This window comes from Streptomyces sp. GbtcB7, from assembly GCF_019091445.1.
In the GTDB taxonomy this organism is placed as follows: Bacteria; Actinomycetota; Actinomycetes; order Streptomycetales; family Streptomycetaceae; genus Streptomyces; species Streptomyces mirabilis.
The window spans coordinates 269,290-289,123 of sequence record NZ_JAGXJM010000005.1 but is presented as its reverse complement, the minus strand read 5'-3'; the positions used below and the strand labels follow the sequence as shown (position 1 = coordinate 289,123).

The following is a 19,834-nucleotide window of genomic DNA, read 5'->3' as shown; positions in this document are numbered from 1 at the left end:
ACCCCCGCGGTTCGCGCCAGCTTGCGGGCGTGAGCCGCGCCACCCGCCACCGGCCGACCCGGGAAGATCACCGGCGGGACGTCCGCCGACCGGAGGAATTCCGCCTTCCGGTCGATCGCGGACACCCGCACAGCAAGATCATCTTCGTTCAACCTTGCACGACATTTACTTAATTGTCCTGATCGCGGCCAACCGACATCCGGCGATTTCTCCCGCTCTCCGACGAACCGATAGGCATATCGGGTCATCGACCGAGCTTGATCGCAGGAGGTCTCCGCATGCCGGAACTCACCCGTCGCCGTGCCCTCGGGACCGCGGCCGCCCTCGCCGCCGCGGCCGGCACCCAGACCGTCGCCGTGGCCAGGGCCGCGGACACCGGACACCACGGCGGGCCCGAGGCCTTCGACGAGGTCTACCGGGGTCGTCGCATCACGGGCCGCGCCGCCGCCGGCGGCGGTCACCATCACGAACACGGCGCCGGGTACGCCGTGTTCATCGATGGGGTCGAGCTGCACGTGATGCGGAACGCCGACGGCAGCTGGATAAGCGTGGTCAGCCACTACGACCCGGTGCCCACCCCGCGCGCCGCCGCCCGCGCCGCGGTCGTGGAACTCCAGGGGGCACCGCTCGTCCCCCTCGGCATGCCCATGCCCCAGCAGTGACCCAGCCCCGTCAGCACACCGTGGAGTCCCGCACATGACCGTACGCAAGAACCAGGCGAACCTGACCGCCGACGAGAAGCGGCGTTTCACCGACGCGCTCCTCCAGCTGAAGCGCAGTGGCCGGTACGACGCCTTCGTCACCACGCACAACGCGTTCATCCTCGGCGACACGGACAACGGGGAACGGACGGGCCACCGTTCGCCCTCCTTCCTGCCCTGGCATCGCAGATTCCTGCTGGAGTTCGAGCGGGCGCTGCAGTCCGTGGACGCCTCCGTCGCCCTCCCGTACTGGGACTGGAGCACCGACCGTTCGCCCCGTTCCACCCTGTGGGCCCCCGACTTCCTCGGCGGCACCGGGCGCAGCCTGGACGGGCGGGTGATGGACGGCCCCTTCGCGGCCTCCGCGGGCAACTGGCCGATCAACGTGCGCGTCGACGGCCGTACGTATCTGCGGCGTTCGCTCGGCAGCGGTGCCCGTGAGCTGCCGACCCGCGCGGAGGTGGACTCCGTGCTCGGCATGGCGACGTACGACATGGCGCCCTGGAACAGTTCCTCGGACGGTTTCCGCAATCACCTCGAAGGGTGGCGCGGGGTCAACCTCCACAACCGGGTGCACGTCTGGGTCGGCGGCCAGATGGCCACCGGTGTCTCCCCCAACGACCCCGTCTTCTGGCTGCACCACGCCTACATAGACAAGCTCTGGGCCGACTGGCAGCGCCGCCACCCCGCCTCCGGCTATCTGCCGCTCTCCGGCACCCCCGACGTCGTGGACCTCGACGAGACCATGAAGCCGTGGAACGACGTGAAACCGGCGGACCTGCTGGATCACACCGCGTTCTACACCTTCGACACCGTCTGACCGCGCGTTCACAGGTCCGGCCCCGCTCGCCCCTCCTCCTCGGGAGGGGCGAGCGGGGCCTCACGCCGCTCGTCTAGACGTCCTCCACCTGCCAGCCGTCCGCGTACCCGATCCGTACGTGCGTCGTGGTGGTGTCCGTCGCGTCCTGATGCAGCAGGACGACGGGGCGCTCGGTGAGGACGACGGCGTCCTCCAGCGGCCACCAGGCGCCCACCTGGTACAAGGCCTCCTGCAGGGCTTCCAGAGCCGGCGAGCCGGGAAGCCCGGCGGCGACGAGCATGCAGCGCCAGTGGATCAACTCCCTTGCGGCGGACCAGCTGTCCAGCCTGCCGCCGAACTCCTGCCGGAAGTAGATCTCCTCCCGGCTCGGCGGCGGTGGCGGGGTGATGACGTCCATGACGCGGACGGGCCGAACGATGTGCTCCGGCACCGGACCGCGGAGCCTGTCCTGAAGGCGGCGCCGCACCAGCCCGCCGAAGCGCCCCGGCGCGGGGTCCGTCGACCGGGAAAGGACACGGCTCATCTCCTCCTCCAGTTCGTAGGCGCCGGACTCGCCGCGTTCCCAGTGCAGGCCGAGCGTGTCGTACAGGGGCTCGCCCAGGGCCCGTACCAGTCGTGTCCTCGCTTCGGAGGTGTCCCAGAAGGTGCCGGTCAGCGGCCTTCTGGCGCGACCGGCCCGCGGCCGGTCGGCTCCCGCCGGGAGTTGCCCGCGCATCCGTTCCTCCGCCCGCCGCGCGAACTCCGGCGAGAGCCGTAGCGGCGGACCGGCGGCGAGATCGGTGAACACTGTCCCGTCGAGCCGTCCCTCGCGCCCGTGGCGCAGTACCCAGGACGCCGGCGCGCCGCCCAGCGGGGAGTCCATCCATACGACGGTCCGCGGGACCGGCAGACCATGGGCGCGGTACACGGCGGCGACCGAGGCCTCGGCCCTCGGCCGGTCGCAGGGCTCGGTACTCAGCCCCGCCCGCAGCCATCGGTCGGCTTCGGCCAGCACGCGGGCCTCGACGTCCGCGGTCAGCAGTTCTTCGTGTCCCAATTTCTTCCCCATCCCCCATCCTTCATCCCCTATCCCCCTCCCCTATCCCCCGTCCCCCATCTCCCACCCGAATCCGTCGCTACCGTGTCACCGCGTGCAGATAGCCGTCCTCGCTGCCGACGTACACCACCCCGTCGGACACGGCGGGCGTGGAGTACACGGCCCCGCCGGTGGCGAACTTCCACCGCTGTTTGCCCGTCGGACCGTTCACCGCGTACAGGTGGCGGTCGCCACCGCCGACGTACACCACCCCGTCGGAGACGGTCGGCGAGGAGAGCGTGCGTTTGCCGATGGGAAACCTCCATCGTCGCTTGCCCGTGGCGGCCTCCACCGCGTACAGGTTGCCGTCGGCACTGCCGGCGTAGACCACCCCGTCGGACACGGTCAGCGACGAGGACACGACACCTCCGACCGCTGTCTTCCATCGTTGCTCGCCCGTCACGGCGTCCACCGCGAGGAGGGCGCCGCCCTCGGAGCCGGCGTAGACCACCCCGTCGACCACGGCGGGCCGTGTGAACACGCTGGCGTCGGTGGTGGCCTTCCACCGCTGCTCACCGGTGGCCGCGTCCACCGCGAACAGGCTGTGGAAACTGCCGAAGTAGACCACCGCCTCTGCCACGGTCGGAGACGAGGACACCCCGCCGCCGGCGAAGAAGTGCCACTTTTCGCTGCCGTCGGCGATGTCCACGGCATGCAGGTTGCCGTTCTCACCGCCGGCATAGACGATCCCACCGACCTCGGTGGGCGACTGGGAACCGACGCTGCCGAGGTGGAACTTCCACTGTTCCTTGCCGGTGGCGCCGTCCAGTGCGTACAGGTTCTCGTCGATGCTGCTGAGGAGGACGGTCCCCCGGACGGCGACCGGTGACGAATACCCGACACCGGTTCTGGGACGCTTCCAGCGCTGTTCGCCGGTGGAGGCGTCCACCGCGCACAGGTTGCGGCTGCTGCTGATGTACACCAGACCGTCCGCCACGGCCGGCGACGCGTACACCAGGCCGCCGACCTGGAACCGCCAGCGCTGCTCGCCGGGCCCGGCCTCGCGTCTTCGGGTGGCGGAGGACCTGTTGTCGTAGATGCTCCAGCCGCCGAACCCAAGACCCGCGACTCCGGCGCCCACGCCGAGCAGGGCCCGTCTGCGCGACGGCCCCGCCGGCCCACCGGCGGCATCGACGGACGGCGGCCGGTCACCGTCGGGCCACTCCCCCGGCCGGGGCGGCACCACCCGCGCCGACGGTTCGGGCGAGGGCTGCGTGGCGGTACGGGTGTGCACGGCGGCGGCCACCGGCTCGGGCAGCCAAGCAGCGTGCGACGGGGCGGAGTTGACGGCCGGTGCGCCGCCGGTCGCTCGGGCCAGCCGGTCCAGCAACGTGGGCACGGTGGGCCGTCCGCCGGGCTCCTTGACGAGGCACTCCGCCACCAAGTCCCGTACGTCGGGCGGGAGTCGGCGCAGGTCGGGTTCCTCGTAGACGACACGGAAGCTCAGGGCGTGCGCCGAGCCGGTCCCGAACGGCCCGGCCCCGGTGGCGGTGAAGGCCAGGACCGCGCCCAGGGAGAAGACATCACTGGCCGGCCCGACCGGCTTGCCGGTCAGCTGCTCGGGAGACATGAACCCTGGCGTCCCCACCACCACGCCGGTCCGGGTCAGCGCGCTCGCCTCCCCGGTCACCGAGATCCCGAAGTCGATCACCCGCGGTCCGTCCGGGGCGAGCAGGATGTTCGACGGCTTGAGGTCCCGGTGGACCACCTCGGCCGCGTGGATCGCCTCCAGGGCCTCGGCAAGTCCCGCGCCGAGCGCCAGCACCGGGCCCTCGGGCCACGGCCCGTGCGCCGCCACGGCGTCACCCAACGGGACCCCGGGCACGTACGCGGTCGCCAGCCACGCGGGCGAACCGTCCGGATCGGCGTCGACCACACCCGCGGTGAACACGCCGTTCACCCGTCGGGCCGCGGCGACCTCCCGGGCGAACCGGCGCCGGAAGTCACCGTCGTCCGCCAGTTCCGGACGCACCACCTTGACCGCGACCGCCCGCCCTCCGGGCGAACGCCCCAGGTAGACGCGCCCCATCCCGCCCTCGCCGAGCCGCGCCACGATCCGGTAGCGCCCCACCTGACGCGGGTCCCCCGCCTCCAGCATCTCGAACGCCTCCACGCAACCCCCTGCAAGGCCCCACGCCCCCGGCCGGTGCCGAAGATCCCACATCCTCCCCGACGCGCCCCGTCTTGGCACCAGTGTCCGCCACGCGCTTCGGGGGCTGTCCGCCGAGCGTTCGGCGGACAGCCCCCGAAGGAGACCGAGGCAGGGAAAGTACTAGGCGTTGCTGGGCTCGGCCGTGCGGCACTCGGGGTGCCCCCAGCCCTGGCCGTTCTTGGCGATGGGCTCACCCGCCGCGTACGAGCGGCCGCAGAGGCAGCGGCCCGGGAACTTGGCCTTGATCGTACGGGCCGACGTGCCCTGCCGGGGCGTCTTGGCGGAGGCGGCGGCCGTGGTGCGGCGGCGACCGGCGCCGGACGGGGCCGGGGTGTCGGGGGACGGCGGGGGCTCCGGGGAGCCGAGGTCGCTGCCTGCGGGCTGCTGGGCGATGGCGGCCTGGCTCGCGGCGCGGTCGGCGAAGTCGTTCAGCCGGTCGCCGTCGACCTGGTGGGCGGGGACGTAACGGAACTCCACGGTGCGGCCGTCGAGGAGTTCGTCGATGCGCGCGACCAGTTCCTGGTTGGCGACCGGCTTTCCGGAGGCCGTCTTCCAGCCCTTGCGCTTCCAGCCGGGCAGCCAGGTCGTGACGGCCTTCATCGCGTACTGGGAGTCCATCCGGATCTCCAGCGGGACGTCCGGCGCGATCGCCGTCAACAGGCGCTCCAGCGCGGTGAGTTCGGCGACGTTGTTCGTCGCCGTGCCCAGCGCTCCCGCCTCCCAGCGGGTCGGCGTCTCCGCGCCGTCGGCCACGACCCACGCCCATCCGGCCGGTCCCGGGTTTCCCTTCGAAGCCCCGTCACAGGCGGCCACCACACGTTCAAGCATGTCCCCGATCATGCCACGGTCCGGCGGCGGCTCCCCGCACGGGCAGCAGCACGCTCTCCCGCATCCGGGGGCTGGTGCCGAGCAGCCGCAGACCCAGCAGCGTCGCCGTGTGCAGGACGTACTTGCCGTCACGGTGGCTGGCGACCAGTCCCCCGTCGCGCAGCACGCCGATCTGGTAGCTGGCGCTGGGCAGCGCGATCCCCACGGCCTCGGCCACCTCGGAGGTGGTGCGGGCACTCTGTCCGGCGACCTCGGTCAGTACGGCGGCCCTGGTGCGGCCGAGCAGGCGCTCGACCCCGCCGTCCGTCCCGTCCGCGACGGCGAGCGGAGTCTTCGCCACCGGGTACACGAGCACGGGATCCAGACCGGGGTCCGCCAGCGCGGTCGGTCTGCGCCAGCAGAAGTAGGAGGGCACCAGGAGAAGTCCGCGGCCCTCCAGATACAGGTCGCGCTGGACGGGATAGTCCACCTCGAGCACCGGGGAACTCCAGCGCGCGACCGGGCGCAGGCTCTCCAGCAGTGCCTGGGTGCCGCCGTCGAGGAGGGCTCGGGCGCGCACCCCGACATCGTTTCCCACCGCCGTACGGATGTGCGGCCAGTGCGGTTCCAGGAGACCGCGGAAGTAGATCCCAAGGGAGTTCGCCAGCACCTTGAGCGCGTCGCTGCCCGGTCTGCCCAGCGAGGCGGCCCAGTTCGGGACCGGGCGCGACTCGGCCAGCCGCGACAGTTCGCGGACCAGTTGCACACGCGGTGTGCGCAGCAGTTGGTCGAGTCCGGCGGAAAGACCGCCGCCGGTGACCGGTGGGGTGAGGAAGTCCGGAATATAGCCGGTGGCGGGGATCAGGGCGCGCAGTGGGCGCAGCGCGCGGCCCAGGTTCGAGTCGCCGGAGAATCGTTGCCGAGCCGAGCGACGCCAATGTCCGAATTCCAGCGGCCCCTGGCCGGTTTCCAGACGGCAGACACTGCACATCAGTTCCCACAGGGGATCAGGCTGCCGGGCCACTCGAATGTTCTGCAGGTCGTCCGAAGTGAAGTGAATGCGGAGCATGAGGTCTCTTTCGCTCGCAATCCTTGTGGGGGGTTCGGCCGTTCGAACGTGCCGCAACCACAAGGGGGGACGAGTACCGCATGCGCATGGTTGCCCCGGAGACAAAAGGCCCGGTCCGCCCCGGAGGAATTCCGCCATTCTCCGGGGGGCCGGTCCGTGGGGGATCCGTGGTCCGTTCAGGACACGTCGGTCGCCTTGGGCATCGCGCCCTCGGTGGTCTTGACGTCGATCACGGAGAACGCCGCGCCCTGTGGGTCGCTCAGCGCGGCGAAGCGGCCGAACGGGCTGCTCATCGGCCCGAAGCGGAGAATCGCGCCCCGTTCGGTGGCCTTCGCGACCGCGGCGTCGCAGTCCTCGACGGTGAAGTACACGTTGAAGTACGGCGGGACCTCGGGCGGGAAGTCGTCCGTCATCCGCATCCGGCCGAGGACCGGATCCTCGCCGAGGTCGTACAGCCTGAAGTCGACGGCGTCGTCGTCCAGCTGCTTCATGCGGTACCCGAAGACGGCCGAGAAGAAGGTGTCCGACTTCTCGGGCTCGCGGGTGAAGACCTCGGCCCAGCAGTACGCGCCGGGCACGCCCCGGGCCTCGAAGCCCTCGTGCCGGCCGGGCTGCCAGACGCCGAAGACGACCCCGCTCGGGTCGCGGGCGATCACCATCGTGCCGAAGTCGCCGACCTGCATCGGCTCCATCAGCACCTCGCCGCCGTCGGCCCGGATCTTCTGGGCGGTGGCGGCGGCGTCGGGCGACGCGAGGTACAGGCACCAGGCGGACTGACCCTCCTGGCCGGGCATCGGCGGGACGACGGCGGCCACCGCCTTGCCGTTCGCGTAGGCCTGGGTGTAGTTGCCGTACTCCGAGGACGACTCGCCGAACGTCCAGCCGAGCACCTCACCGTAGAAACTCTTCGCTCCCTCGACATCGCTGAACATCGCGTCCGCCCAGCAGGGCGTTCCCTCGGGCTGTACGGCCATGGCGTTCCACTCTTCCTGGTTCGTTACGGTTCATTCCGGTTTCACGCTAGCCAGCCTCCGTCCGGGCCGCGCGCCGAGCGGGACGCCCTGGACGACACTGGAGAGAGGGCTCGAGTGGTCGTCGACGGGACGGGGACACGGGATGATGCACGCGTGGGAAGTGGCCAGGCCCGGGCCCATCGAGGGGGAACCGCTGCGTTTCGTCGAGCGGCCGATCCCGGTGCCGGGGGCCGACGAGCTTCTCGTCCATGTGCGCGCGTGCGGGGTGTGCCGCACCGACCTGCACGTCAGCGAGGGAGACCTGCCGGTGCGCCGGCCCCGGGTGACGCCCGGCCACGAGGTCGTCGGCGTGGTCGCGGCGACGGGCGAGGACGTGCTCGACCACGCGGTCGGCGACCGGGTGGGCGTCGCCTGGCTGCGCCGTACGGACGGCACGTGCGGGTACTGCGCGCGCGGGTCCGAGAACCTCTGCCCGGCCTCCGAGTACACGGGCTGGGACGCCGACGGCGGCTACGCGGAGTACACGACCGTCCCGGCGGCCTTCGCCTACCGGCTGCCCGGCGAGGTGGACGACGTCGCGCTGGCACCGCTGCTGTGCGCGGGCATCATCGGCTACCGCGCGCTGCTGCGGGCCGCGCTGCCGGACGCCGGACGGCTCGGCCTGTACGGGTTCGGCGGCAGCGCCCATCTGTGCGCGCAGCTGGCCCTCGCACAGGGCGCCACCGTGCACGTACTGACGCGTGACCCGGCCGCGCGGCGGCTCGCGCTGGAACTCGGGGCCGCGTCCGCCCGGGGCGCGTACGACGAGCCGCCCGAGCCGCTGGACAGCGCGATCCTGTTCGCTCCGGTCGGCGACCTGGTGCCGGTCGCGTTGCGGGCCCTCGACCGGGGCGGGATCCTGTCGGTCGCCGGGATCCATCTGAGCGACACCCCGCCGCTGCGCTACGAGAGCGACCTGTTCTACGAGAAGGAGCTGCGCAGCGTCACCTCCAACACCCGCCGGGACGGGCGGGACTTCCTGGCGCTGGCGGCCCGCCACGGCGTACGTGCCACGACGCACGTCTACCCGCTGTCCGAGGCACAGCGGGCCCTGCGGGACCTCAAGGCCGGCCGTTTCGACGGGGCGGCCGTGCTGGTGAACGACTTCCCGGCGCGCACCTGAGCATGCGCGCCCGCGACGCGCGTGCGTGGATGGAACCAGACGTGCGTGCGACGGTGGAGGTGGCATGACGGGCCGAGGCGGTGACGACGCTACGGGGGCAGGGGCGTCGTTCGCCGCGATGGAGGACGCCGTCGAAGCGATCGGCACCACCCTGGACGAGCGGACCACCTGCGAGGAGCTCGCGGAGTTCGTGTGCCGGGAGGTCTGCGACGCCGCCGCGGTGGATCTGCTGCCCACGGACGTCCCGGCCGCACAGCACGCGCACGAGCCGAACCTGACCCGTGTCGCCACGGGTGGCCGGACCGAGTTGCTCACCCCCTGGACCGCGCAGGGCGCCCGCCCGCTGTCCGTCCAGGCACTCGACGAGGGGCTTCCGATCACGGCGTCGCTCGACCTGTCCGGCACGGTCCCCCGGGAGGTCATGACGGTGCCGCTGCTGGCACACGGCCACCTGTTCGGAGTGCTGCTGGCCGTCCGGCAGGGGCGGGCCTTCAGCGACCGGGGCACCGCCGTCACGCACTACGCGGCACGGCTCGCGGCCGTCCACCTCGGCCACTCACGGCAGCACGACGCCGTGCGCGACACCGTGCTCTCCCTGCAGCGGGCGCTGCTGTCCGAACCGGGCCGACCGCATCCCAACCTCGACCTCGCCACCCGCTATCTGCCGTCCGGCAGCAGCGTCCTGGTGGGCGGGGACTGGTTCGAGACCGTACGGCTGCACTTCGGGCGCACCCTGCTGGTGGTGGGCGACGTCATGGGGCACGGGCTGGACGCCGCGGTGGACATGAACGCGTACCGCTCGATGCTGCGCTACGTCGCCTCGACGGATCTGCCGCCGCACCGGGTGTTGCGCCGCCTGGACGCGGCCGTCGCCGAGGACAGCACCCGGCGTCCGGCGACCGCTCTGCTCGTCCAGGTCGACCCGGCCCGGGGCACGGCCACGCTGGCCAGCGCCGGACATCTGCCGCCGGTCGTGTTCGCCGGGGACGGCACCGGGGAACTCCTGCGGCTGACGGTCGGTCCACCGCTGGGCACCGGCGTGGGCGGCTACGAGGCGGTCATGCGCGCGCTCGCTCCCGAGGACACCCTGGTGATGTTCACCGACGGTCTGGTGGAGCGGCGCGGCGAGGACATCGACGCCTCGCTCGCCCGGCTGGCCGGGCTGCGGCTGCCTCCCGGGATCGGTGTCGACGCGGCCCTCGACAGGGTCCTCGTAGGGCTCGACGCCCGGCACGCGGAGGACGACGTGGCGCTGCTGGCAGCCCGCATCCGCCACCGTCCCCCGGCCTGAGGCCCGACGCCGCCGTGACCGACGTAGGTCTTCCCCCTTGTGCCCCGCTGTGCTTGCCTGGGGACCCCTTTCGGCGGGCGGGGCGGGAGTTGCTTCATGCGGAGGCCGTGGATCGTGGGGGTGCTGTTGGCCGGGCTGCTGCTCGGCGCGTGCGGGGACCCCTCGTCGGGGCCGGAGCAGTCGCCGCCGGATCCCGCGGTGCCCACGGCCGCCCCGTCACCGACCACGACCACTCGCCAGCGCCCCGCCGCCTCACCCACGGCTCCCACGACTCGCACGACAGCTGACGCTGCGGCGAAGGCGCCCACCGTTCTCTACCTCGGGGACTCGCTCGCCATGGAGAGCCAGAAGGTGCTCGGACAGTCGCTCCGGGAGCAGGTGAACGCCCGGTACACGAGCGCCCCCTACTCCGGCACCACCCTCTGCGACTACCTGGAGGGGACCGGGGAGCGATCCCTCGTACCGCCCGCGGACAAGGCGGCCGCGCTGGTGCGCTCGCTGCGGCCGGACTTCGTGGTGCTCCAGTTCTGGGGCAACTCCTGGGGCTACACGCCCTGCATGGACGGCATCACGTACGACAAGGAACCGGCCACGTACTTCAAACGGTACGAGGCGGACATGAAGCGGCTGACGGAACAGATCGCGGACGCGGGCGGCGCGCGACGGCCCCGGATCGTCTGGGTGTCGCAGGGTCCGGACCCGATCACCCCCGAGCGGATCCGGACCGTGAACGCGCTCTACGAGATACGGGCCGCGGCCTCCCACGACCTGCTCGCCGACGCCGGGAGGACGGTGAGCCCGGCGACGGCCCGCTACACGTGGGCGCAGTACCTGCCGTGCACCGCGTACGAGCACGACCATCCGTCGTACTGCACCGAGCCGGGCCGTGACCGCACCGCCCTCCACCGCGACGACGACTATCTGCACTTCTGCCTGGCGCCGACCACGTCCACGCCGAAGCCCTGCCCGGTCCGCTCCCCCGGCATCGTGCGGATCACGCGCGAGATCACCCGGGTGATAGCGGACCACGTCGGCTGACGGGCCTCAGGGCTGCCCTGCCAGGGTCTTGTGGCGGGGTCGGTCGGGGTGCGGCGGCAGGTGTTCCTCGGCCCAGACCGCCAGGGCGGCGAGCGGGATGAGGAAGGCGTTGCCGTGCGGGGTGAGGGCGATGCGCGGTCTTCCCTGCCCGTCCGTCGTGGTGATGCCGGGGGGTGGGCGTCAGCCCATGTGGACCGGGGCGGCGCCTTCGGTGTGCTGCTGCCTGTCCGCGTTGATGGCGAACCCGGTGACGAGCAGACCGGCCACGAACATGGCCGCGGCGGCGACGAAGGCCATCGTGTAGCCGTGGGTCACCGCGTCCCCCGCCTTCGCCACCAGGGCGAAGTCCTTGGTGGCCAGGCCCCGGTAGAGGGAGCCGGCCGCCTCGGGCAGCTTTGCGTTCGCCGCGGAGGTGGAGATCGTCGACAGGATGGCGAGGCCGAGCGCGCCGCCGATCTGCTGGGCGGTGTTGAGCAGTGCGGAGGCGACACCGGTGTCCTGGTGGGAGACGCCGCTGACCGCGCCGAGTGTCATCGGGACGAAGCTCATGCCCAGGCCCAGGGCGGTCACGAACATCGCCGGCATCAGATGCGCGGTGTAGGAGGAGTCCGGCTCCAGGGTGGCGAACCAGAGCATGCCCACGGCCGCGACCAGCAGGCCGGGGCCGGCGATCAGGCGCGGCGCGAGGTGCGAGACCAGCTTGGAGCTGATGCCCGCGGCCATCGCCATGCCGAAGCTGAACGGCAGGTAGGCGAAGCCGGTCCTGACGGGGCTGTAGCCGAGGATCAGCTGCATGTAGAGGGTCAGGAAGTAGAACGTGGCGAACATGCCCGCGCCGATGAACAGCATGGTGGCGTAACTGCCCGACCGGGTACGGTCCTTGAAGAGGCGCAGCGGCATCATCGGGTCGGCGGTGCGGGCCTGGAGGTACAGGAAGGCGGCCAGGAGTACGGCCGCGGCGGCGAAGGAGACGAGGGTGACGCCGTCGGTCCAGCCGTGCTCGCCGCCCCGGGTGATGCCGTAGACCAGGGCGATCAGGCCGCCGGTGCCGGTGATCGCGCCGGGGACGTCGAGGCGGCCGGGGTGGCGTTCCGCCTCGACCAGGGTGCGGGTGCCCGCCAGGACGGCCAGGCCGATGGGGATGTTGACGAAGAACACCCAGCGCCAGTCCAGGACGTCGGTGAGCGTGCCGCCGAGCAGCAGGCCGACGGTGGCGCCGACGCCGCCCATCGCCGCGTACACGCCCATCGCGGTGTTGCGCGATTTTCCGGCCGGGAACGTCGTGGTGATCAGTGCCAGGGCGCTGGGGGCGGCGAGTGCGGCACCGACGCCCTGCAGGACACGCGCGCCGATCAACAGGCTCTCGTTCGGGGCCAGTCCGCCCAGCAGGGAGGCGAGGGTGAAGACGGCTATGCCGACCTGGAACATCTTCCGCCGGCCGAAGAGGTCACCCGCCTTCCCGCCGAGCAGGAGCAGGCCGCCGAAGGCCAGCGCGTAGGAGTTGACGATCCAGGCGAGGTTCGCGTCGGAGACGCCCAGGTCGGTCTGGATGGCGGGCAGGGCGATATTCGTGATCGTGGCGTCCAGGACGACCATCAACTGGGCCGCGGCGATCACGAACAGAGCCAGGCCGAGATGCCGGCCTCCGGACGAGGAGCCGGACGGATCCGGCCCCGCGGGGGCAACAGCGGTCACGCTCTCAGCAGACATGAATCAAGTACTCCAGGGAGTGCGCAGGAAACAGTGCTCCCCGACCACGCCACAGACATGAAATGCCGGTGTCGCGATCGGGGAAAAGAAAGAGTGAACGGAGTCTGATGAAACGGAACACTCGCTGTGCAATCCGAGGCCAGGGTGCCGATACGGCACGCGATCCGGACTCGGGACGAGGTTCAACCGTAGCATTCTTTCGGCACCACTCCGGGCGCGTTCGATCCCCTTGAATGTTGTCGATCTCGCGCTTGACGAACCGCCCCGGAGTGTGGGCACGGAAAAGGCACACAAGCGCGTGCCCACACTTTTCCGGGAAAGGCAAATGCGAATTCCACGTCCGCCGCGCAATTCCCCGTGCGCCGGGGATCAGTCCGTGAGATCGACGCGCACGGTCGTCAGACCGGCGCCCATCGCCCGCACCGCGGCGCTGTTGAACCGCGGCAGGGTCCTCAGTCGCGCGCGGGCGTCGTCCTCGGGCATCACATGGGCGGTCCCGGTGTACCAGCGGCCTCGGACGCGGACTCGGACCCGCGGATCCGCCTGGATGTTGCGCACGTACTGCGAGCGCCCGCCGTACTCGCTGACGAACCAGAACTCCCGCCCCACCAGCCGTCCGCCGACCGGGGTCCGGCGCGGCAGCCCCGACTTGCGTCCCGTGGTCTCCAGCAGGGTCTGGATCGGCAGGCGCTTCAGGAGCGGATTGCCGATCCACCGCTGGAACGAGGTGACGACGCGGTATTTCCGTTCGGGGTTGCGGGACATGCGAGGATCCTCCTGTTCGGTGCCGGGCACCATTGTGCGGGGCCCGGCGACCGTCTCACGACCGCCGTCGGAGTTCCGTTTCGATCAGGCGGTTGAGGTGGCGGCGCGCGTCCTCGGTGCTCAGCGGGGGTGCCTGCCGCAGCCGTTGCAGGGCGAGGCCGTCGGCGAGGGCGGCGAAGCGGACCGTGAAGCCGTCGAGGTCGTCGGAGCTGAACTCCCCTTCGGCGACGCCTCGTTCGGCCAGTTCGCGGATCTGGGTGTGCCAGGCCTCGTAGCGCTCGGCCTGGCCGCGGGCGAAGGCCTGGTCCGGGTCCTGGTCGCCCGCGTTCCAGTAGTCGAACCACATCCGCCAGTGCCGGTCGGTGTCCTCGGTGAACAGCGCGTCGACGAGCAGCCGCAGCGCCTCGGCGGCGCCGGCCGCCTGCGCGGCGGCCTCGCTGAGCGCCGCGTAGTACCGCTCGATGTGCAGCACCATCGCCTCGGAGAGGATCTCCTGCACGCTCCCGAAGTGGTAGGTGACCGTGCCGACGGACACCCCGGCCGCGGCGGCGACGTCACGCACCCCCACCGACGCGTAGCCGCGCTCGGCGATCAGCGGCACGGCGGCCTCCACGATGAGGCGGCGGCGCACCTCGGTGGGCTGGCGGGTACGGTCGGCGGCGGCGACGGCACGGCGAGGGGTCCTGGCGGCCTTCATACCGACGTCCTCGGGGTGGTGCGGTGCCATGCGCGCTTGGCCACTGTCTCTCCGTTCGCCCGTGCCTCGATGCGGCTGTCCATGATGAAGTCCGCGGCCGTGGCGCGCAGCTCGGTCCGCGTCACGATCTCCGCGTCCCCATCCTCCCCGCGCGTCAGCCGGATCGTCCATTCGGAGACCGCGGACGCGGAGAGCGGATCGTCGCGGCGGATGCGGTAGGTCTCCCGGGCGCTCTCCTCGTAGCGCAGTCCGTCGGGATACGTCCGCGATCCTCCGTAGTTGGGGTCGACCTCCAGGGTCCACTCCCCCGTGGCCACGTCGTGCGTGACCAGCCGCTCGGGCCGCGGTGCGGCGGGCTGGTCGTAGGTCACCGGGAGCGGGGGTGCCTGCTCGGGTTCCTCGAAGCGGATCGGCGGCTCGTCCCCCGGCTCCCGCACGGGAAGCAGCAGCGAGCTGCGCGCGGGTACGACGCTCAGTTCGCCGCGTTCGCCGTGCGGCCACACCCACGGCCAGTACGCGTCGGAGACCGCGACGCGGACACGGTGGCCGGGCGGGAAGGCGTACCCGATGCCGCTGAGTTCGAACTCGACGTCCTCGTACGTACCCGGCGTCCACTCCACGGCCCGATCCCGCCCGTGCCGGGAGAGCAGGTTCAGCACGCCCCGGGTGACGAGGGTGGACGAGCCGTCGGGGGCGACGTCGCAGAGGCGGGCGACGACGTTGGCGCGCGGGGTCGCGCTGTCGAGCCGGAGCCGGACGCGCGGGCGGCCGAGGATCTCGACGCGCTCCGTGAGCGGCGCCGAGTCGAAGCAGACCGAGCGGCCGTCCTCCTCGCGCTGGTCGGGCGGCAGGTCGCTCGCGTTGCCGAAGGGGAAGAAGCGGCCCGCGTCGAGGCCGGTGTGCTGGGGCGAGCGTACGAGGACCGGAGCCTCGCCCGCCCCGAGGGTCCGTTCGTCCCAAGTGACCGACGGAGAGGGCCAGTTCGTGTCACCGACCCAGCGCCCCGGCATGACGTCGTACGACGTGGCGGGCGGGACCGGGTCGTTGATCCAGGCGCGGAGCAGCGGCTCCCGCATGATGCCCGTTTCGATGCCCTTCAGGTGCTGGTCCCACCAGCGCAGGGTCTCCTGGAGGAAGCCGATCGCGGGGCCCGGGGGCAGCCCGCGGTCCGGGTACTGGTGCGACCAGGGGCCGATCAGCCCCCGTACGCGGTCGCCCGGCAGATGCTCCACCAGCCGCAGCACGGTGTCGCGGTAGGGGTCGTGCCAGCCGCCGACCGCGAGGACGGCCGCGTCGATGGCGTCGTAGTCCTCGCAGACGCTGCCGTGCCGCCAGTAGTCGTCGCGCCGCTGGTGGGCGAGCCAGGTGTGCAGGAAGGGTTCGAGGGCTTCCAGGCGCTCGCGCCACATGGGCAGCAGGCGGTCGTGGCCGACGCTCGCCGGGTCCGGCGGGCGGGAGGCGAACGCGAGCATGGTGCCGGCCCAGGCGAGCATGTCGATGCCGAGCAGGGCGCCGCCCGTGTAGTGCACGTCGTTGTCGTAGCGGTCGTCCGTCGAGCAGACGGTGACGATCGCCTTCAGCGGCTCGGGGGCGAGGGCCGCGATCTGGAGGGAGTTGAAGCCACCCCACGAGATGCCGAACATGCCGACCTTGCCGGTGCACCAGGGCTGCGCGGCGAGCCAGTTGACGACGTCGACGCCGTCGGCGAGTTCCTGCGCGTCGTACTCGTCGCCGGGCGTGCCCTCGCTGTCGCCGTGGCCGCGGATGTCGACGCGGACGGAGGCGTAGCCGTGCCCGGCGTACCAGGGGTGGCGCTGGGCGTCCCGGGGCGCGGTCCAGTCGCTCTTGCGGTACGGGAGGTATTCGAGGAGCGCGGGGACGGGGTCGGTGTCCGCGTCGACCGGACGCCAGACGCGGGCGTGCAGGCGGGTGTTCCCGTCCCGGGTGGGGATCCAGACGTCCTCGCGGACGACCTGGCGCTCGAACTGCTCGCGGTACTTCACGAAACTCCCTCGGTGGTGAGCCGGTCTGCCGGGCGCCAGCGGCGCACCCGGTGTCCCGGGCCGTGGTCCGTCCACAGGTCGTCGGGTTCGGCGGCGTCGCTCCAGTCCACGGCGCCGTCGACGAAGGGCGCCGCGTCCGGGTCGGGTTCGAGGGCGGCCGCCATCAGCCGGCGGGTGTACGGGTGTCCGGGCGAGGCGAACACCGCGTCCGTGGGCCCTTCCTCGACCACGACCCCGTGGCGCAGCACGACGATCCGGTCCGCGATGCCCCGGACGACCGCGAGGTCGTGGCTGATGAACAGACAGGCCAGTTCGCGTTCCCGGCGCAGGTCGTCCAGGAGGCGCAGCACGTCGGCCTGGACGGAGACGTCGAGGGCGGTGGTGATCTCGTCGGCGATCAGGACGTCCGGCTCGCCCGCCAGTGCCCGCGCGATGCCGATGCGCTGGCGCTGGCCGCCGGAGAGCTGGGCGGGCAGCCGGTCGGCGAGGGCCGGGTCGAGCCGTACGTCGGAGATGAGCCGCCGGGCACGGTCCGCCGCCTGTGTCCGTGTGGTGGCCGTGCCGAAGAAGCGCAGCGGACGGCGGACCGCGTCGCCCACCGAGCGGCGCGGGTTCAGGGAGGTGTCCGCGTTCTGGAAGACCAGCTGTACCCGGCGGCGCAGGGCGAGCGGCCGCTTCTGCGCGGGGCGCGCGAGGTCGCCGGACTCGTGGGTCATCGTGCCGCCGGACGGGGTGCGCAGGCCGGCCAGCGTCCAGGCCAGCGTCGACTTGCCGCTTCCCGACTCCCCGACGAGCGCGAGGACCTCGCCGCGCCGGACGTCGAAGGACACTCCGTGCACGGCGCGCGAGGACCCGTAGTCGATGGTGAGGTCGCGCGCCGAGACCGCCACCGGAGCGGCGTCCGGCACGTGTGCCTTGGGCCGCACCTCCCGCTCGCCCGCCTCGCCGACGAGCGCGAGACCGGCGTCGTCGAGCCGTGGCACGCTCGCCAGCAGGCGTCTGGTGTACGGGTCCTGGGGCATCGCGAAGAGCTGCCGGGTGGGCGCGGACTCCACGGCGCGACCGGAGCGCAGCACGGTCACCTCGTCGGCCATGTGCGCGACGACCCCGAGGTCATGGCTCACCAGCACGGCGGCGAGGCCCAGTTCGTCGCGCAGGGCGCCGATGAGGTCGAGGACGCCGCGTTGGGTGACGACGTCGAGCCCGGTCGTCGGTTCGTCGAGGACGAGGACCTTGGGGCGGGCCGCGACGGCCATGGCGATGGCGACGCGCTGCTGCTGGCCGCCGGAGAGCTCGTGCGGGTAGCGGCGGGCGAGTTCGGCGGGGCGGGGCAGCCGGACCTGTTCGAGCAGGTCGACGACGGGCACGTCACCGCCGGCCTCGGCGATCTGCCGGCCGATGCGCATGGAGGGCGTGAGCGCGTGGCCGGCGTTCTGCGCGACCATGGCGACCGTGTTCCCGCGCAGCCGCCTCAACTCCGGTGCGGACAGGGAGAAGACGTCCGAGCCGTCGACATGGACGGAGCCCGCGGTGATCCGGGAGCCGTGCCGCAGATGTCCGAGGAGAGTGGCGGCAATGGTGGATTTGCCGCTGCCGGACTCGCCGACGAGGGCGAGCGTCCGCCCTTCGGCCACCTCCCAGGACACCTCGCGCACGACGGGCACGTCACGGCCGCCCGAACGGTAGGCCACGGACAACGAGTTCACGGACACGATCGAGGTCATCAGGAGCCCTCCCTGATCCGGTCGACGCCCCACGCCTTGGACAGGCCGTCGGCGGCGAGGTTGAGTCCGACCACGAGCGTGGCCAGGGCGATGATCGGCGCGAGGCTCGCCATCGGGACGACGGTGATGGCGGTGCGGTTCTCGGCGACCATCAGCCCCCAGTCGGGGGTGGGCGGATCGGCGCCGAAGCCGAGGAAGGAGAGGGAGCTGATGAGCAGCACGACCCAGGACGCCCGCATCGCGAACTCCACGCACACGACGTCCGTGATGTTCGGCAGGACTTCGCGCCGCAGGATCGACCAGGTGCCCTCGCCCCGGGCCCGGGCCGCGGTGACGTAGTCGGCGGGCACCACGGCGAGTGCCGCGCCCCGTACGACCCGTACGACCTGGGGCACGTACACCACCGCGATCGCGAGGACGATGACCGCCGGGCCGGTGCCCAGCGCCGTGACGACGACGAGCAGGGCGAGGATCGACGGCACGGCGAGGACCGCGTCGAGGACCCGGCCCAGGACGTCGTCGAACCAGCCGCCGCGCAGGGCCGCCGCGCAGCCCACGACCGTGCCCAGGGCGACGGTCACCAGGGTCGCGGCGACGGACACGCCGAGCGCGTAACGGCCGCCGTACAGCACCCGGGCGAGGACGTCGCGCCCGTACTGGTCCGTGCCCGCCCAGTGGTCCCAGCCGGGACCGGACAGGGCGTGCGCGGAGTCGTTGGCGATGGGGTCGTAGGAGGTCAGGAGCGGCGCGAGCACGGCGATCAGTACGTGGACGGCGACGATCGCCAGGCCGATCACGGCGGCGCGCGAGGAGCGCAGGGTGCGCCAGGCGCGGGCGGCGCGCGCCGGAGCGGTCGCGGGCGGGGCCGACGGGGCGGTGTCGAGCGTGGTCATCGGGTCCTCCCGCGCGTACGGAGCTTGGGGTTGAGGGCCATGGCGCCGAGGTCGGCGGCGAGGTTGCAGACGACGTAGACGACGGCGCTGATGAGGGCGATGGCCTGGATGACGGGCAGGTCGCGGTTCTGCACGGAGGAGAGCATCAGCTTGCCGATGCCCGGGTAGTTGAAGACGTTCTCGACGACGGCGACCCCGCCCGCCAGCCAGGCCACGTTCAGCGCGATGACGTGCAGGGTCGGCAGCATGGCGCCGGGCAGGGCGTGGCGGGTGACGACCCGCCAGGTCGACAGGCCCTTGAGACGGGCGGTGGTGACGTACTCGCTCGCCATGACGTCGATGACGGAGGTCCGGGCCATCCGCACGATGTAAGCGGCCATCACCACGGCGAGGGCGAGGGCGGGCAGCCAGACGGCGGGCAGGAGTTGGCCGACGCTCGCGTCGGGGCCGTAGAGCACGACCGCGGGGAACCACGGCAGCGCGACGGAGAAGCAGAGCACCAGCACGGTGGCGACCACGAACTCGGGGACGCTCATGCCGACGAGGCTGACGGTCGAGATGAGGTGGTCGGGCCAGCGGTCGCGGTAGAGGCCCGCGAGGATGCCGAGCACGATCGAACCGGTGACGGCGAACAGGACGGTGATCAGGGCGATCAGCGCGGAGTTGCCGAGGTATGTCGAGACCTCGCCGCCGACCGCCTTCCCGGAGACCAGGGAGGTGCCGAAGTCGCCGTGCAGGGCGCCGCGCACCCAGTCGGTGTACCGCTCCCAGGCGGGCCGGTCGAGGCTCAGCTTCTCGCGCAGGGCGGCGACGGCGTCCGGGGTGGCGTCCTTGCCGAGGACCTGGGTGGCGACGTCGCCGGGCAGGGCCTGGACGGCGAGGAAGACGAGGACGGAGGAGAGGAAGAGGGTGCCGAGGGCGGCGGCGACCCGGCGCGCTATGAAGGAGACCAC

At 72.1% G+C, this 19,834-nt stretch carries 17 protein-coding genes; 5 read left to right on the top strand and 12 right to left on the bottom strand.

Annotated elements, in window-relative coordinates; genetic code table 11:
• Positions 1-278: 278 nt before the first annotated feature.
• Both KVT44_RS11590 and KVT44_RS11585 read left to right on the top strand, forming a co-directional pair.
• The gene (locus KVT44_RS11590) at positions 279-662 is read left to right on the top strand and encodes a tyrosinase cofactor (protein ID WP_217566957.1); all 384 of its coding nucleotides are present in this window, start codon (positions 279-281) and stop codon (positions 660-662) included.
• Positions 663-696: 34 nt separating this feature from the next.
• Positions 697-1,521 carry a tyrosinase family protein gene (locus KVT44_RS11585; protein WP_217566956.1) on the top strand — a complete coding sequence of 275 codons (825 nt, stop codon included), beginning with the start codon at positions 697-699 and terminating at the stop codon, positions 1,519-1,521.
• A gap of 73 nt (positions 1,522-1,594) precedes the next feature.
• Here KVT44_RS11585 and KVT44_RS11580 read toward each other — a convergent pair whose 3' ends face one another.
• The 5 genes from KVT44_RS11580 to KVT44_RS11560 all read right to left on the bottom strand — a co-directional run bounded on the left by KVT44_RS11580 (position 1,595) and on the right by KVT44_RS11560 (position 7,598).
• Positions 1,595-2,569, bottom strand: coding sequence for a hypothetical protein (locus KVT44_RS11580; RefSeq protein WP_217566955.1), 975 nt, complete (start codon positions 2,567-2,569; stop codon positions 1,595-1,597).
• Positions 2,570-2,636: 67 nt separating this feature from the next.
• Positions 2,637-4,709, bottom strand: a complete 2,073-nt coding sequence (locus KVT44_RS11575; RefSeq protein ID WP_308313965.1) for a PQQ-binding-like beta-propeller repeat protein — start codon at positions 4,707-4,709, stop codon at positions 2,637-2,639.
• Between the two features lie 159 nt (positions 4,710-4,868).
• Positions 4,869-5,588, bottom strand: coding sequence for a ribonuclease H (locus tag KVT44_RS11570; protein WP_099924562.1), 720 nt, complete (start codon positions 5,586-5,588; stop codon positions 4,869-4,871).
• Positions 5,569-6,624, bottom strand: a complete 1,056-nt coding sequence (locus tag KVT44_RS11565) for a helix-turn-helix transcriptional regulator (RefSeq protein ID WP_107490819.1) — start codon at positions 6,622-6,624, stop codon at positions 5,569-5,571. Before KVT44_RS11565 ends, KVT44_RS11570 begins: the two co-directional genes overlap by 20 nt.
• Before the next feature lie 176 nt (positions 6,625-6,800).
• The gene (locus KVT44_RS11560) at positions 6,801-7,598 is read right to left on the bottom strand and encodes a VOC family protein (protein WP_075025912.1); all 798 of its coding nucleotides are present in this window, start codon (positions 7,596-7,598) and stop codon (positions 6,801-6,803) included.
• Positions 7,599-7,743: 145 nt separating this feature from the next.
• On the opposite strand from KVT44_RS11560, the gene KVT44_RS11555 reads away from it, so the two are divergent.
• From KVT44_RS11555 to KVT44_RS11545, 3 genes are all read left to right on the top strand, one after another.
• Positions 7,744-8,760: a zinc-binding alcohol dehydrogenase family protein gene (locus KVT44_RS11555; protein WP_217567024.1), complete on the top strand. Its 1,017-nt coding sequence runs from the start codon at positions 7,744-7,746 to the stop codon at positions 8,758-8,760.
• A 64-nt stretch (positions 8,761-8,824) separates the two neighbouring features.
• Positions 8,825-10,051 (top strand): PP2C family protein-serine/threonine phosphatase, encoded by a 1,227-nt coding sequence (locus tag KVT44_RS11550; RefSeq protein WP_217566954.1) that lies wholly within the window; start codon positions 8,825-8,827, stop codon positions 10,049-10,051.
• 96 nt (positions 10,052-10,147) lie between these two features.
• Positions 10,148-11,089 carry an SGNH/GDSL hydrolase family protein gene (locus tag KVT44_RS11545; protein WP_217566953.1) on the top strand — a complete coding sequence of 314 codons (942 nt, stop codon included), beginning with the start codon at positions 10,148-10,150 and terminating at the stop codon, positions 11,087-11,089.
• 180 nt (positions 11,090-11,269) lie between these two features.
• Here the strand turns inward: KVT44_RS11545 and KVT44_RS11540 are convergent, their stop codons facing one another.
• The 7 genes from KVT44_RS11540 to KVT44_RS11510 form a co-directional block, all read right to left on the bottom strand.
• Complete coding sequence (locus KVT44_RS11540) at positions 11,270-12,784, bottom strand: MFS transporter (RefSeq protein ID WP_308313964.1); 1,515 nt, start codon at positions 12,782-12,784, stop codon at positions 11,270-11,272.
• 384 nt (positions 12,785-13,168) lie between these two features.
• Entirely contained in the window at positions 13,169-13,564 is a 396-nt protein-coding gene (locus KVT44_RS11535) for a nitroreductase/quinone reductase family protein (protein WP_075025909.1), read from the bottom strand.
• A 55-nt stretch (positions 13,565-13,619) separates the two neighbouring features.
• Positions 13,620-14,261 carry a TetR/AcrR family transcriptional regulator gene (locus KVT44_RS11530; RefSeq protein WP_225900195.1) on the bottom strand — a complete coding sequence of 214 codons (642 nt, stop codon included), beginning with the start codon at positions 14,259-14,261 and terminating at the stop codon, positions 13,620-13,622.
• Entirely contained in the window at positions 14,258-16,264 is a 2,007-nt protein-coding gene (locus KVT44_RS11525) for a CocE/NonD family hydrolase (protein WP_217566951.1), read from the bottom strand. Before KVT44_RS11525 ends, KVT44_RS11530 begins: the two co-directional genes overlap by 4 nt.
• Positions 16,261-17,988: an ABC transporter ATP-binding protein gene (locus tag KVT44_RS11520; RefSeq protein WP_217566950.1), complete on the bottom strand. Its 1,728-nt coding sequence runs from the start codon at positions 17,986-17,988 to the stop codon at positions 16,261-16,263. The genes KVT44_RS11525 and KVT44_RS11520 overlap by 4 nt, the downstream gene beginning before the upstream one ends.
• Positions 17,988-18,881: an ABC transporter permease gene (locus KVT44_RS11515; RefSeq protein WP_217566949.1), complete on the bottom strand. Its 894-nt coding sequence runs from the start codon at positions 18,879-18,881 to the stop codon at positions 17,988-17,990. The genes KVT44_RS11520 and KVT44_RS11515 overlap by 1 nt, the downstream gene beginning before the upstream one ends.
• Complete coding sequence (locus KVT44_RS11510) at positions 18,878-19,834, bottom strand: ABC transporter permease (protein WP_217566948.1); 957 nt, start codon at positions 19,832-19,834, stop codon at positions 18,878-18,880. Before KVT44_RS11510 ends, KVT44_RS11515 begins: the two co-directional genes overlap by 4 nt.

Excerpts from the sequence above, each read along its gene's own strand:
- KVT44_RS11590 (WP_217566957.1), top strand. The coding sequence starts at position 279 with ATGCCGGAACTCACCCGTCGCCGTGCCCTCGGGACCGCGGCCGCCCTC.
- KVT44_RS11585 (WP_217566956.1), top strand. The coding sequence starts at position 697 with ATGACCGTACGCAAGAACCAGGCGAACCTGACCGCCGACGAGAAGCGG.
- KVT44_RS11580 (WP_217566955.1), bottom strand. The coding sequence starts at position 2,569 with ATGGGGAAGAAATTGGGACACGAAGAACTGCTGACCGCGGACGTCGAG.
- KVT44_RS11570 (WP_099924562.1), bottom strand. The coding sequence starts at position 5,588 with ATGATCGGGGACATGCTTGAACGTGTGGTGGCCGCCTGTGACGGGGCT.
- KVT44_RS11565 (WP_107490819.1), bottom strand. The coding sequence starts at position 6,624 with ATGCTCCGCATTCACTTCACTTCGGACGACCTGCAGAACATTCGAGTG.
- KVT44_RS11560 (WP_075025912.1), bottom strand. The coding sequence starts at position 7,598 with ATGGCCGTACAGCCCGAGGGAACGCCCTGCTGGGCGGACGCGATGTTC.
- KVT44_RS11555 (WP_217567024.1), top strand. The coding sequence starts at position 7,744 with ATGCACGCGTGGGAAGTGGCCAGGCCCGGGCCCATCGAGGGGGAACCG.
- KVT44_RS11550 (WP_217566954.1), top strand. The coding sequence starts at position 8,825 with ATGACGGGCCGAGGCGGTGACGACGCTACGGGGGCAGGGGCGTCGTTC.
- KVT44_RS11545 (WP_217566953.1), top strand. The coding sequence starts at position 10,148 with ATGCGGAGGCCGTGGATCGTGGGGGTGCTGTTGGCCGGGCTGCTGCTC.
- KVT44_RS11535 (WP_075025909.1), bottom strand. The coding sequence starts at position 13,564 with ATGTCCCGCAACCCCGAACGGAAATACCGCGTCGTCACCTCGTTCCAG.
- KVT44_RS11530 (WP_225900195.1), bottom strand. The coding sequence starts at position 14,261 with ATGAAGGCCGCCAGGACCCCTCGCCGTGCCGTCGCCGCCGCCGACCGT.
- KVT44_RS11520 (WP_217566950.1), bottom strand. The coding sequence starts at position 17,988 with ATGACCTCGATCGTGTCCGTGAACTCGTTGTCCGTGGCCTACCGTTCG.
- KVT44_RS11515 (WP_217566949.1), bottom strand. The coding sequence starts at position 18,881 with ATGACCACGCTCGACACCGCCCCGTCGGCCCCGCCCGCGACCGCTCCG.